The 13,489-nt window shown below is 56.6% G+C and carries 9 protein-coding genes; 4 read left to right on the forward strand and 5 right to left on the reverse strand.

Annotated features, from left to right (window positions below):
• Positions 1-4: 4 nt before the first annotated feature.
• The 5 genes from PSPTO_RS28105 to tssA are packed head-to-tail and all read right to left on the reverse strand — an operon-like array spanning position 5 to position 4,563.
• On the reverse strand, positions 5-529 hold the full coding sequence (locus PSPTO_RS28105; protein WP_003413692.1) for a PAAR domain-containing protein: 525 nt from the start codon (positions 527-529) through the stop codon (positions 5-7).
• Between the two features lie 10 nt (positions 530-539).
• Entirely contained in the window at positions 540-947 is a 408-nt protein-coding gene (gene tssE / locus PSPTO_RS28110; RefSeq protein WP_011105491.1) for a type VI secretion system baseplate subunit TssE, read from the reverse strand.
• Between the two features lie 13 nt (positions 948-960).
• Positions 961-2,439 (reverse strand): type VI secretion system contractile sheath large subunit, encoded by a 1,479-nt coding sequence (gene tssC, locus PSPTO_RS28115; RefSeq protein WP_011105492.1) that lies wholly within the window; start codon positions 2,437-2,439, stop codon positions 961-963.
• Positions 2,440-2,467: 28 nt separating this feature from the next.
• Positions 2,468-2,974, reverse strand: a complete 507-nt coding sequence (tssB, locus tag PSPTO_RS28120) for a type VI secretion system contractile sheath small subunit (RefSeq protein WP_011105493.1) — start codon at positions 2,972-2,974, stop codon at positions 2,468-2,470.
• A gap of 32 nt (positions 2,975-3,006) precedes the next feature.
• Positions 3,007-4,563 carry a type VI secretion system protein TssA gene (gene tssA / locus PSPTO_RS28125; protein ID WP_011105494.1) on the reverse strand — a complete coding sequence of 519 codons (1,557 nt, stop codon included), beginning with the start codon at positions 4,561-4,563 and terminating at the stop codon, positions 3,007-3,009.
• A 785-nt stretch (positions 4,564-5,348) separates the two neighbouring features.
• Between tssA and PSPTO_RS28130 the strand changes: the two genes are divergently transcribed.
• From PSPTO_RS28130 to PSPTO_RS28145, 4 genes are all read left to right on the forward strand, one after another.
• Positions 5,349-5,867: an Hcp family type VI secretion system effector gene (locus PSPTO_RS28130; protein WP_011105495.1), complete on the forward strand. Its 519-nt coding sequence runs from the start codon at positions 5,349-5,351 to the stop codon at positions 5,865-5,867.
• A 131-nt stretch (positions 5,868-5,998) separates the two neighbouring features.
• Positions 5,999-8,041 (forward strand): type VI secretion system tip protein TssI/VgrG, encoded by a 2,043-nt coding sequence (tssI, locus tag PSPTO_RS28135; protein WP_011105496.1) that lies wholly within the window; start codon positions 5,999-6,001, stop codon positions 8,039-8,041.
• Positions 8,031-8,768, forward strand: a complete 738-nt coding sequence (locus PSPTO_RS28140; protein WP_046463476.1) for a DUF4123 domain-containing protein — start codon at positions 8,031-8,033, stop codon at positions 8,766-8,768. Before tssI ends, PSPTO_RS28140 begins: the two co-directional genes overlap by 11 nt.
• Positions 8,768-13,486 carry an RHS repeat-associated core domain-containing protein gene (locus tag PSPTO_RS28145; protein WP_011105498.1) on the forward strand — a complete coding sequence of 1,573 codons (4,719 nt, stop codon included), beginning with the start codon at positions 8,768-8,770 and terminating at the stop codon, positions 13,484-13,486. The genes PSPTO_RS28140 and PSPTO_RS28145 overlap by 1 nt, the downstream gene beginning before the upstream one ends.
• Positions 13,487-13,489: the final 3 nt, after the last annotated feature.

Below are 13,489 nucleotides of genomic sequence, written 5' to 3' on the forward strand. Positions count from 1 at the left end.
ATAATCAACCGATCACAACTTCTGACTGAGGCTCGATGATAAACTCATATGCCTCCGCCTCCGAAGATGAAAGCTTTTGAGTTCTACCGTCCGTCCCAGTGATGCCAGAAACGGCCTTCCCTGAAGCCGTTTTAAAGCTATAAGCAATACCCGCTAATGGCTTACCGCTGTCCTGACAACTGATTATGTAGTGCTCATCAAACGGCCACTGAATTTCCACTGGCAACGGCGCCACAAACGGCGCAGGCGTATGGGAATTACCAATAATCACTGTCCCGGAACCGGCAATCACTCTGTTGCCATGAGTCCCGACAGAATCAACCGTGGCAGCCGGTTTTCCGTTGATCAGCACGGTTGTCGCCAAACCACCTGACATCGCACCGCCACACGCCGAGGCATCGCCTTGGCGGGCGGCCGGAAGGCCGTCGAAAAACACGTTGCTGGAGCCAGCAACGATAGGATTGGTGCCGTGGCCGGGGAGCGGGCAAGCCGTGGGGTCGGTGACGCGTGCTGCGGGTTTTCCAGACATACGAATCTCCTTAATTAACCTTCACTTGACCGCTACCATCCAGGCGAGCGGCGAAACTGACCTGACGCTTGAAACCCTCGACTTCCAGCAGGCCTTCAATGCTGAAGGACAGGCGAAGCTGATCGTGATCACGCGGCAGGGAAATGACACGCACATTGCTCAAGCGCGGCTCGTAGGCTTCGATGAAGCTTTCGATGGCCAAACGGGCCTGAGTCAGCGAGTCGTGCAGGCTCAGGCGCATGTCATTGAGATCGGGTAGCCCGTAGTCGGACAGCGTTTGCACGCTGCCCGCACGGGTGCTGAGCATCTTGGCCAGATGGGCAGCCACGGAGGCCGTGGCTGAAACCTCGCGGCTCCAGCTGACGCGTTTTTCCGCATCGCCATTGAGGCGTTCGAAAAGGCTGCCGTATCCAGTCATGAGTGAGCTCCGTTTACTCTTTGTCCAGCTTGCCAACCAGCGACAGGGTGAAATCAGCACCCATGTATTTGAAGTGCGGGCGCACGTTCAGGCTGACGCGGTACCAGCCAGGTTCACCTTCGACGTCGCTGACGGTAATCTGGGCAGCGCGCAACGGGCGACGGCCGCGCACTTCGGCGCTCGGGTTCTCCTGATCTGCGACGTACTGGCGGATCCACTTGTTCAGTTCCAGCTCGAGATCGGTACGCTCTTTCCACGAACCGAGTTGCTCGCGCTGCAGCACTTTCAAGTAGTGAGCCAGGCGGTTGACGATCATCATGTACGGCAGCTGGGTGCCCAGCTTGTAGTTCAGCTCTGCAGCCTTGCCTTCAGCGCTGTTACCGAAGAACTTCGGCTTCTGCACGGAACTGGCGGAGAAGAACGCCGCGTTGTCGCTGCCCTTACGCATGGTCAGGGAGATGAAGCCTTCCTCAGCCAGTTCGTATTCACGACGGTCGCTGACCAGAACCTCGGTAGGGATCTTGGTCTCGATTTCGCCCATGCTTTCGAAATGGTGCAACGGCAGGTCTTCAACTGCACCGCCGCTCTGCGGGCCGATGATGTTCGGGCACCAGCGGAACTTGGCGAAACTGTCGGTCAGCTTGGTGCCGAACGCGTAAGCCGTGTTGCCCCACAGATAATGCTCGTGGCTGTTGGCGACGGTTTCCTTGTACACGAATGACTTGACGGGGTTTTCCTGCGGGTCGTACGGATTGCGCAGCAAGAAGCGCGGAACGGTCAGGCCGACGTAACGGGAATCTTCCGACTGGCGGAAGCTCTGCCATTTTGCGAACTGCGGGCCTTCGAAGTGATCCTTCAGATCTTTCAGGTCCGGCAAGCCAGTGAAGCTCTCCAGACCGAAGAATTTCGGGCCGGCAGCAGCAATGAACGGTGCATGAGACATGCAGGCTACGCTAGATACGTACTGCATGAGTTTCACGTCAGGCGAGCTTGGAGACATGAAGTAGTTGGCGATGATCGCGCCCACTGGCTGACCACCGAACTGGCCGTATTCTGCGGTGTAGATGTGCTTGTACAGGCCCGACTGCATCACTTCCGGCGAGTCTTCGAAGTCTTCCAGCAAATCATCTTTGGAGACGTTGAGGATTTCGATCTTGATGTTTTCACGGAAGTTGGTGCGATCGACCAACAACTGCAGGCCACGCCACGACGATTCCAGGGACTGGAAGTCTGGGTGGTGCAGGATTTCGTCCATCTGGCGGCTGAGCTTGGCATCGATCTCGGCGATCATGCGGTCGACCATTGCCTTCTTGACCGGCTCACCGTTGTTCTGCGGCTTTAGCAGCTCTTCAATGAAGGCCGATACGCCACGCTTGGCGATGTCATAGGCTTCGTCGTCACGCGTCAGACTGGTCTGGGCAATGATGCTGTCGAGAATACTGTGTTCGCTTGTCTCAACGCTTTTTTGCTTTGCTGAGCTATTGCTTGGCATGAATTTGACTTCCTTGGCTGATAGGGACTCAAGCGTCCGGGGCTGGGGCTTTCAGGCCCAGTTCACCCAGTACGCGACCGCGGGATTCGTCGTCGGCAAGAACGCCTTCGATAGCTTTGCGGAACGCAGGCGCGTTACCCAGCGGGCCTTTGAGCGCCACCAACGCATCACGCAGTTCCATCAGTTTTTTCAGCTCGGGAACCTGTTCAACCAGGCTGGCCGGGTTGAAGTCTTTCATCGAGTTGACACGCAGTTTCACGGGCAGCTCTTCCGCTACGCCTTCTTCGTCCTGAAGGCGGTTCGGCACGCTAAGTGTCAGTTCAAGCTCTTGCTTGGCCAACACTTCGTCGAAGGTCGTCTTGTCGATGCTGATCGGCTTGCGATCTTCAACTTTGCGCTCGTCCCTGCGATGGGTGTAATCACCGATTGCCAACAACTTCAGCGGCAACTCGATCTCTTCCTGATTACCGCCGGTAGCGGGTTTAAAAGTGACGTTGATGCGTTCCTTGGGGGCTACAGAGCCTTCTTTGGCCATGGCTTTTCTCCTGTCGGTTGTGGCCCTAAGGCCTATTCGAGTACCACTTCGAGGTCTAGGTGGCACAGCCTGCGATAAATCTCTTCCTTGCGTTCGCGCACCACTTGGTTCTGTGGTAGCAGCTCACAGCAGCTATGCAGCAGATGCAGCACTTCCAGCGCAAGATCGGGCTCCCATGCATGCAGGCCCGACTCCTGTAATGTCTGATCCAGCGTCTCGAGTTGCGCCTTGGCCAGTTCGTATTTTTTGGCCACGAAGCACAGTCGGGCGAGAGCGAACTGCCAGAAAAATCGAGCGCGTCCGCCCTGCGCCTTTTGCAGCCCTTGCTTGAGGAACTGCACAGCGGCTTTCAAGCCCTCTTTGCGCAGGACGAGCAACGCCGCTTCAAGGGCCACTTCCCAGGCTGGCTGGGTATCGGTAACTTCCACCTTGCGCGGTGCGTTGTTGGTTTGCAGATGCGGCAAGACGCTTGCGCTGATCCAGGCACGCGTCGCCGGGTCGGCGAACGGCGTTCCATCGTGATAGCGCAATTCGATGATGCCGGGCAGGCGCTGAATCAAAAGCGCGAAGTGGATTTCCACTTCACGCATCGCCATCTCTGCGTTCAGGCCTTGCAGGCATTCCCATACCATTCGCTGGCCGTCGAACCAGAAAGGCGCCTTCGCCAGGCTCGCTTCCAGCTCGACCAAGAGATCGGCATATTTGGCCTGCTCGTAGCGATCCCGATAAGCCTTGAGTTTGTCTGCCGGCAGGCCTCGCAGGGCAGTGATTTGCTCGGCGTTACGCTCCGGAACAGCATCGATCGGCAGCCACAGCAGTGTGCGATTAAGCCGCAAGGCTCGCAGATCGCTGGCTTTCTGTTTAAGCCACCATGCACATAAAGGGCGCGCGTTTTCCTGCTGGGCGCGCAGGGCCTTGTGCGCTTCCTTTTCGTTATCGATAGGCGCACCAGGCGTGAAGAGTTGTGTGGCAGCCTGCTTGACCTGCGCAACCGCTGCGCCGACTACACCAGGCTCGGGCTGGTTGTCAGCAGCGCGCTGGACCATGCTTTTCAGACGGCGGGAGATCGGCAGTAGCAAAGGTGCGTCGTCGCCCAAATGTTCGGTGCACGCTTTATCGAGGCCTTCAAGGTGTTCGACCAGACGCCGGAACATTGGCAACTGCTCCTTGAGCGCGACGTTTTCGTTCAGCACCTGCTCGAGACGCGGCACCAGCCAGCCAATGGCAGCGGCGCGCGTGCGGGCCTTTTTCGGGTGAATGTCAGCCCAGTGCTGCTCGCAAAGATGGTGCAAAACACCGAGACCGGCCAACAGGCCCTGGAAGGACTCTCGCTGATAAAGCGCCCATGCAAGCCAGACACCTACCCGCAAGTCCTTGGACTGGGTGCGAAGCAGGCTCTCACTGTTTTCACGGATTTTAAGCCAGTCGATCTGCCCTGCTTCATGCATGGACTGGGCTTTACCCAACTCGCTTTCCAGCGACTCGAACTCGACCGAAAAACGAACGTCATCGCCCGCAAAACTAGCAGGCGAAACAGGGGCCTTGGCGAGTTCCAGGTAGTGAGCAGAAAGTTTGCTTGAGTAGGACATCCATGACCTTCGATTACGATCATACCTACGGCCATTACAGTGAAATGGCACAAGGAAGCTGAAAGGGTAGCGACGCGGCTTGACCGGTCGAGAATGGCGCGCTTCCAAATAAGTGGCCATCTTACTCACGGCAATAGCCACTAGCAAGCATTCGATTAAACATCAAGGCGAATATCCTTATTTTTTTGTAGGAAATTTCTTTTCATGGCCACACCTCAGTAATACTTGACTATCTAAGCGAATGAAAAACCTGAATTAACCTATTGAAAAATATAGATTTACCCCTGAAAACCTCAGCAGGACGCATACGCTCAAAACCGCTCAAAGAAAAAAGATCACGTCTAAGAAAGCGATTAAAATTGATACAAATTCAAGCTTCCATAATGACAAAATCTCTTTACCGACACATCAAAAACGATGTAGGAGATGTCTGAAATTTATCTGGCTGAGTATTTCGCAGCAATAAGACATGCGTCGGCACAACGCCACCATGCGCAGAAAGCTGCGCACCAAAACTGTTAGTAACCTGTGGATATATCGCCACAGACCTTAGTTAACGAGGGGCACAGCCAAGTGCGCAAGAAGTTGCGCAACAGTGCGCAACTTCTTGCGCAAACCAAAAGCTTTTTTACAACGTAAGGGGATCAAGTCGCCGCGACTGCGGGCGTAGCCAGTTGATTTACATGATTTTTTTGTAACATGGCATGATGATTGGAAGATGAGCTGAACCCAATGAGCGATTTCGCCTCCCGGGCAACTACATCTATCCAGCAAGGAGCACCTCCATGGCTACGCCAGCGTACATGTCCATCACCGGCACCAAACAAGGCCTGATCACCGCCGGTGCCTTCACTGCTGACTCGGTCGGCAACACCTACCAGGAAGGTCACGAAGACCAAGTGATGGTTCAGGGCTTCAGCCACGAACTCATCATCCCGCGTGACCCGCAGTCGGGCCAACCTACCGGTCAGCGCGTCCACAAGCCGGTCAAGATCACCAAAGTGTTCGACAAGTCCTCGCCTCTGCTGCTGGCAGCACTGACCTCTGGCGAGCGTCTGACCGAAATCACCATCCAGTGGTACCGCACCTCGGCTGCCGGCACTCAAGAGCACTACTACACCACCAAGCTTGAAGACGCGATCATCGTTGACATCAAGGACTACATGCACAATTGCCAAGACCCGGCGAACGCGCATTTCACCCATTTGGAAGACGTAGAATTCACCTACCGCAAAATCACTTGGACCCACGAAGTATCCGGTACTTCGGGTTCCGATGACTGGCGTTCCCCGGTCGCTGGCTAAGTCTGGCCGACCGTTTCAAGCATCGGCCAGCTCTGCTGGTCGATGTTGTTTACGCACCTCCAGAATTTTGCGTGTGTCGGGCTGCTTGTTGAGCCTGGACGCGCGCCGCAACACTGCACGAGGAACAAGGGATGTTCGCGCCGGCCAATCAGACTCACTTTTCCCTGACCATAGAAGGTCTTTCCAATGATCTGCAGGTTCTTGCCTTGCAAGGTCGGGAAGCCATCAGCCAGCCTTTTGCGTTTGAGGTCGATCTGGTCAGTGAGCAGCCATCCCTGGACCTCGAAACGCTGCTACATAAACCGGCCTTTCTGCAGCTCTCGCCTGACGGCAGCGGCATTCATGGCCAGATTTACCGCGCCTCACAGGGCGACTCGGGCAAGCGGCTAACCCGCTACGCCGTGACCTTACGCCCGCAACTGGCCTACCTTGCCCACCGTACCAACCAGCGTATCTTCCAGAACCTCACCGTCCCGAAAATCATCGGTATTGTTCTCGAAGAGCACGGCATTCAAGGCAACGCCTACGAATTCAAAGTCGGGTCGATTTATCCTGAACGCATCTACTGCGTTCAATACGATGAATCGGATCTGCACTTCGTCCAACGGCTGTGCGAGGAAGAAGGTATCCACTACCATTTCCAGCACAGCACCAACGGCCACACACTGGTGTTCGGCGATGACCAGACGGTGTTCCCGAAACTTGCACCAGTGGCCTACCAGCAAGACTCAGGCATGGTCGCCACCGATCCGGTGGTAAAGCGATTCGACCTGCGCATGGAAACCCGCACTAGCCGCACGACACGCCGCGACTACGACTTCGAGAAACCGCGCCTGACGCTGGAAAGCGAAAACCGGGGCGATGCCATCCCCGACCTTGAAGACTACGACTACCCTGGCCGCTTCGTGGATCGCGAACGCGGCAAGCAACTGGCCAAAAGAGCACTGGAACGTCATCGCAGCGACTACCAACTGGCCGTAGGCAAGAGCGATCAGCCGCTGCTGGTCAGCGGCCACTTTCTGGCGCTGACCCAGCACCCCAAAGCCAAATGGAACGATCTGTGGCTGCTGACCGAAATCCTGCACGAAGGCAAACAGCCGCAGGTGCTGGAGGAGTCGGTCACCAGCGACACAACCGACCTGAAGGATGATTTCCATCAGGGCTACCGCAACCGCTTCCAGGCCACCCCGTGGGACGTGCCCAACCGTCCGCCGCTGACCCACCCCAAACCGCGCATTCTCGGCAGCCAAAGTGCCGTGGTCACCGGCCCCAAAGGCGAAGAAATCCACTGCGATCAGTACGGCCGCGTCAAAGTGCAGTTCCCCTGGGACCGCGAAGGCCAGTCCGACGACAAGACCAGCTGCTGGCTGAGGGTCTCCTCGGCCTGGGCAGGTGCGATGTACGGCGGCATCGCCATTCCGCGCATCGGCATGGAAGTGCTGGTGACTTTCCTTGAAGGCGACCCCGATCAGCCGCTGATCAGTGGCTGCCTGTACCACAAGGAAAACGTGGTTCCGTACGACCTGCCGGCTAACAAAACCCGCAGCACTTTCAAGTCCATGAGTTCACCCGGTGGCGGCGGCTTCAACGAGCTGCGTATCGAAGACAAGAAAGGCCAGGAACAGATATTCCTGCACGCCCAGCGCGACTGGGACGAGAACGTCGAGAACGATCAGAAGATACGCGTCGGCAACGAACGACACGACACAGTCGAGCAGAACAGCCACAGCGAATTCAAGGCCGAAGAGCACCATACCGTCTACGCCGACCGCAAAGTCGAAGCACGGGCTGACGATCACCTCACCGTAGGTGCGAACCAGCACGTCAAGGTCGGCACCGGTCAGTTCATCGAAGCAGGCCAAGAGATCCACCTGAGCAGCGGCGTGAAAGTGGTGCTTGAAGCCGGTAGCGAATTGACCCTTAAGGCTGGGGGCAGCTTCATCAAGATCGACGCCAGCGGCGTGACCCTGAGCGGCCCGTTCATCCACGTCAACGACGGCGGTAGCCCCGGCAACGGCACCCCGGCAGCCCCGCTGATGCCGGGTCCTTTGCTGCAGGCCGATGCCGACAAGGCCGGTGCGGCTCTAACCCCGGCGCAGATCAACACCCTCAAACGCAACGCGCCGTTCTGTGAAGAATGCGAGAAGTGCAAGGACGGTGCGTGTGCGATCTGATCTTTTGACTCCGCAGGCCTGGTTGGCTGAGCAGCCATTACAGGTGGGTGAGCATCTCTATCTGGTTGTGAGTGCGGCCAGTGATGCAGAGGCGCTCAAAACCCTTTATCAGGTAGAACCCAGCACCCAGGTCACCCCGATCTGGGGCGGCACGCCGTACGATACCTGGCAGCCGGTGATGCCCTACCTGAGCGAGCTGATGCCTCGATCAGCGTTCCTGAACTGGGTGGCCGAAACCGATGCCGAAGACTGGGGCTGGCTGGCCGTTTCGACGCATCCATCGCAGGTAGTGTTCGAGCACCTTCGCAGCCTGACCCAGGTAAAGATGCCGGACGGAGCCGAGGTGTTTTTCCGGTTCTGGGATGGGCGGCATATTTATCCGATTCTGGAAGGGTTGGGTGAGGCGGCAGTGGAAGTGTTGCCGGTGTTTGATCGCTATCTGATCAATGGACGAGCGCTGAAAACCGGGTCAGGGGCATTGCCAGTGGTGAAAGACTGGCCTTGGTGGGAGGTGCCTCAACCTCTTTTGGATCAGTTGACGAAAAAAGATCCAGTAACGCTGATCGATAATTTGATGCAGTGGTTGACTGAAGAACGGCCGGATATCTATGTCGCCTTTCCAGAGTCCATATTGCGCCGCAAGATCGACCACTTTGTGCGCAGTACAGACGTTTCAACATCTCTCAACGAAGCACTGCTTAACCACCTGATTCTGGAGCAAGGCTGATGGATCGCGTTGCCGATATCGAAGCACAACTGGACTCGTTCAAAGACAGCCTGACGCTGTACCGTGAACAAACCAAAACCTGGTATGCAGAGCTGGCCGACAAAGGCAGCCGCGCGACAGACATGCCTTCACTGTTAGGCATGGAGCGCGTCATCAAAGCAGGGGGATCGAGTAAAGCGGTCAGCATGAATGACGACGATTTCTCATACGTCGCCAAGTGCCCTCTCGTCGGCCCGCTTTTGATCGAGAGTAAGTTTGAGTCGCTGTATGACATTCCTGTCGGTGACATTCAGGTTGATGTTATTGCCGTTGAAGGTGGCGCCAAGACCACCGTGATGCTGGACAAGCAAGGCAAAGGCAGCTTTCAGGGGCAACCGGGCAAAGCTTATAAAATTCATGTCCATGACAAAGTCACCCCCGCTCAAATTGATGCCCTGTTCAAATCCTATGACGGTCTGAGTGCTGACCTGGAAGGCTTCCTGCGCAAGGAGTGGGCAGGCTTCAAACCCCAGTGGTCCAATCAAAGCGCTTCGGCGACAGCAATGGCGATCGGCGCAGGCATTCTGGAGGGTGGCTGGGAAGCCATTAAAGGCGTGTGGGACGGCATCACCAAAGCGCTGGATATTTTGCAAAACCCTAAGAAATTTGCGGAGGAATTGGGCGCAGGTGCTGACGAACTGGTCAAACTGGCCAAAGAAGCGCCTGATGTCATGAAAAAAGCCATGTTGCTTGCCAGCGACGAGGCGGCCCTTTTCCTGATGGTTCGCTGCGCCTCGATATGGGTGGCCGGATTACCGCCGACCCAGGCTGCAGGCCAGACGGCGAAGATGACCTCGGCAGCCACTATCGGCATCCTGATCGACATTGTCATATCCGTCGTGTTGACCTTGGCAGCCGAGGGCGCAGGGCTGTTTTATCTGGCTGCACGCCTGGCCAAGTACGGCAAGATCATCCTCAACGCGGTCACCGGCTTTGTAAAAGCCGTGTTCAATATCATCAAAGGCTTCATGGGCTATGTGAGCAAATACGTCGCGGTAGCAGCTCGCGGCGCAGTATCAGCCACTAACCAAGGCGTCGCCCAACTACGTTTTGACGGCAAAAGAAACACCACAGTCAGAACCAGTAAACGTCTCGACGATGCAGCCAGCCAATCCAGGACACATGACGGTAAAAGTGCAGCGGCGGCGCAGGACACTTGTGTCAACGGTTGCCCGGTTTCAATGGTGACAGGGGAAGAGCTGCTCACCCTGACCGATGGGCAACTCGATGGCCTGCTGCCCTTTGAATGGACGCGACTGTATCGCACCAGCGCGGTAGAAACTGACAGCCGTCTCGGTTATGGCTGGAGCCATGCGTTATCCCATCGTCTTCAACTTGACGATGAGGGAGTGCTATGGATCGACAATGAAAACCGCCAGACCCGCTTCCCGATGCCGACCGAGCATCGCCCTGCTATCACCAATAGCTTGGCCAAAGCGGCGATCTATCTCGGCAATACGCCCGGCGAGCTGATCCTGACTCAAGCTGGCAAGCAACCACGCTTCTACCACTTTCGTGCCGGGCGCCTGATTACTATCAGCGACGCCTACGACAACCAGCTTCAAATCACTTACGACCTTGTAGATCGCGTGCAGCGGATCGACAACAACGCCGGGCGCTCTCTGCTTCTGCGTTATGAAGATCGCCATATCGTCGCAGTGGATTATCAGCAGCAACGGCCCGACTATACCGATCAGGGCGAACGGCAAGATCCTTGGGCGACCGTACAGACATTGGTGACCTACCAGTACAACGTGAAAGGTCAGCTTGTCAGCGCAACCACCGCGGCGGGCGAAAGCGAGCACTACCGTTACAACGAACAAAACGTGATCCAGGAGCGCCAGCTTGCTGGAGGCGCGAGCTTTTTCTGGGAATGGGAGAACGAAGGCAAGTCATCGCGAAGCATCCATCACTGGGCCAACTTTTCTCAGATGGACTCGCGTTACATATGGGACGACGCAGGCCAGGTCACTGTTCTCAATGCCGATGGCAGTGAACAGGTTTATGTACACGACGAAAATGCGCGCCTCATCAGTGAAACCACCCCTGATGGAGCTGAAACGCAAAAAGCTTATGACGAGAAAGGCCGACTGATCGCGGAGAAAGACCCGCTGGGTGCGATCACTGAATACCGCTATGACGAAGACGGACTGCTGATCGCGTTGATTCCACCGGAAGACGAACCGGTAGCCTACGAATACCATCGCGGCTTCGTCAGTGATGTTCGTCGGGGTAAAGCAACTTGGAAATATCAGCGTAATGAACAAGGCGACATTACCGTCCAGACCGACCCGGACGGCAACGAAACCCATTACAGCTATGACCTGCGCGGCCGCTTGCTGGAGATCCGTCACCCCGACGGCAGCCGTCATCAACTGGGCTGGAACGGCCTAGGCCAATTGCTCGAAGAGCGTCTGCCTGATGGTGGTCAGCGTAAATACCGTTACGACGCCCTGGGTCGGCAGATCACCCGTCAGGAAGAAACCGGCGCCATCACCCATTACCAATGGGACGCAGCCAACCGCCTGGCACAAGCCACTCTGCCCGGCGGCGCCACGCGTGCTTTCTCCTACAACGCCTACGGCAAAGTCACCGCCGAGCGCGACGAACTGGGCCGCATCACCCGCTACGAATACGCCGACAACCTGCATCTGGTCAGCCGCCGTATCAACCCGGACGGCAGCCAGCTGCGTTATCGTTACGACAACGCGCGCCTGCTGCTCACCGAGATCGAAAACGAGCGCGGCGAGCACTACCACCTCGACTACTACAGCAACGGCCTGATCCAGCGAGAAACCGGTTTCGACGGCCGCAGCACCGCCTACGAGTACGACCTCAACGGCCAGTTACTGAAGAAAACCGAATTCGGCGACGACGGCAGCGAGTTGTCCACTGAATACCAACGTGATGCCGCTGGCCGTCTGCTGGTGAAAACCCTGGCCGATGGCAGCGCGATCCATTACCGCTACGACGCCCTCGGGCGTCTGGTCAGCGTCGACGACGGCCACTGGCCGCTGGCTTACGAATACGACTTGCAGGACCGCCTGATCACCGAGCATCAGGGCTGGGGCACGCTGCGTTACGAGTACGACACTGTCGGCCAACTGAAACACTGCCGCCTGCCTGACGGCAGTAAGCTCGATTACCACCATCAGCGTGGTGGCCAGCTCGGCAGCATCGACCTCAACGGCTCGCGCCTGACCACCCACCAGTTCAGCGCCGGCCGCGAACAGCAACGCCAGCAAGGTTTGTTGCTAAGTCAGTATCAGTACGACGAACAAGGCCGACTGCAAGCACACAGCGTCAGCCAACAGGATCGCCACCTGTTCCACCGCCACTACGCGTACGACGCAAACGGCAATCTGGCAGGCGTCAACGACAGCCGAAAAGGCAACCGTAGCTATCATTACGATCCGCTCGACCGCCTGATCAACGTGCGTGGCACCACCCCGGAAAGCTTCGCCCATGATCCCGCAGGCAACCTCCTCGGCCAAGGCGATCAACCGGCTGCCAACCTGGCCAACGTCAAAGGCAACCGCCTGCTGATGCAGGGCGACCGCCATTACGATTACGACGCCTACGGCAACCAGATCCGCGAACGCCGCGGCACCGGACAAAAGCTCGTCACCGAGTACCGCTACGACTGCCAGCACCGCCTGATCGGCGTCAGCCTGCCGGGCGGAAGCGTGGCTTCGTACAAATACGACGCCTTTGGCCGGCGCATCGAAAAGACCATCGATGGCCACATCACCGAATTTCTCTGGCAAGGCGAACGCCTGATCGCCGAAAGCGCCGACAACCGTTACCGCAGCTACATCTACGAGCCGGGCACCTTCCGACCGCTGGCGATGCTGGACGGCGAAGGCCCTCTGAAAGCCGCACCGTTCTATTACCAGCTTGACCACCTCGGCACGCCGCAAGAACTCACTGACTACAGCGGCGAGATCATGTGGTCGGCCAAATACCGGGCTTACGGCAACCTCGCCACCCTCGACATCGCCGAAATCGAAAACCCGCTGCGCTTCCAGGGTCAGTACTTCGATGCGGAAACGGGCTTACATTACAACCGGCATCGCTATTACAATCCGGGCACTGGACGGTTTTTGACCCCGGACCCGATCAAGCTGGCGGGTGGGTTGAACAACTACCAGTATGTGCCTAACCCGACGGGGTGGGTGGATCCGTTGGGGTTGAGTGGAGAATGTCCAGATTCAGAAAAAAACAAAATCCCAGTTGAGGAAGCATCCAGTCCATCCAACTCTTACGACAACTCGGAAGAGCTCAGACCGCCTGAATCAAATGGCAGAAGATATGCAGCTGGTAAACATTATGTAAATCCCCAGGACATAAATTTTTCACAGCGCGGCGTACACGGCAATGAATATGAAGCAAAAATGTCACAAGGTGATTGGGATTGGTCCCGACCAGGTTCCGCTCTTAACGTAATGGAGGTTGACGGTCAACTTGTGTCTTATGACAACCGAAGGCTAAGAGCCGCTAGATCTGTCGGCTTAAACTCAATACCTATACAAATTGTACTGGCCGAAGATATAATGCCAGGTTCGAAAAAAACTTGGGAGAAAGCTTTTAAACTCAGAAGAGAAGATAGACGAAATCTTCTAGATGGTGAGCCTGTACCTCCAAAAGGACTAAACACACTACCTAAAATTAATGAATAGGGC

It is taken from the genome of Pseudomonas syringae pv. tomato str. DC3000 (assembly GCF_000007805.1).
GTDB classification, from domain to species: Bacteria; Pseudomonadota; Gammaproteobacteria; order Pseudomonadales; family Pseudomonadaceae; genus Aquipseudomonas; species Aquipseudomonas avellanae.

Coding starts and splice junctions, on each gene's coding strand:
- PSPTO_RS28105 (WP_003413692.1), bottom strand. CDS start 529: ATGTCTGGAAAACCCGCAGCACGCGTCACCGACCCCACGGCTTGCCCG.
- tssE (WP_011105491.1), bottom strand. CDS start 947: ATGACTGGATACGGCAGCCTTTTCGAACGCCTCAATGGCGATGCGGAA.
- tssC (WP_011105492.1), bottom strand. CDS start 2,439: ATGCCAAGCAATAGCTCAGCAAAGCAAAAAAGCGTTGAGACAAGCGAA.
- tssB (WP_011105493.1), bottom strand. CDS start 2,974: ATGGCCAAAGAAGGCTCTGTAGCCCCCAAGGAACGCATCAACGTCACT.
- tssA (WP_011105494.1), bottom strand. CDS start 4,563: ATGTCCTACTCAAGCAAACTTTCTGCTCACTACCTGGAACTCGCCAAG.
- PSPTO_RS28130 (WP_011105495.1), top strand. CDS start 5,349: ATGGCTACGCCAGCGTACATGTCCATCACCGGCACCAAACAAGGCCTG.
- tssI (WP_011105496.1), top strand. CDS start 5,999: ATGTTCGCGCCGGCCAATCAGACTCACTTTTCCCTGACCATAGAAGGT.
- PSPTO_RS28145 (WP_011105498.1), top strand. CDS start 8,768: ATGGATCGCGTTGCCGATATCGAAGCACAACTGGACTCGTTCAAAGAC.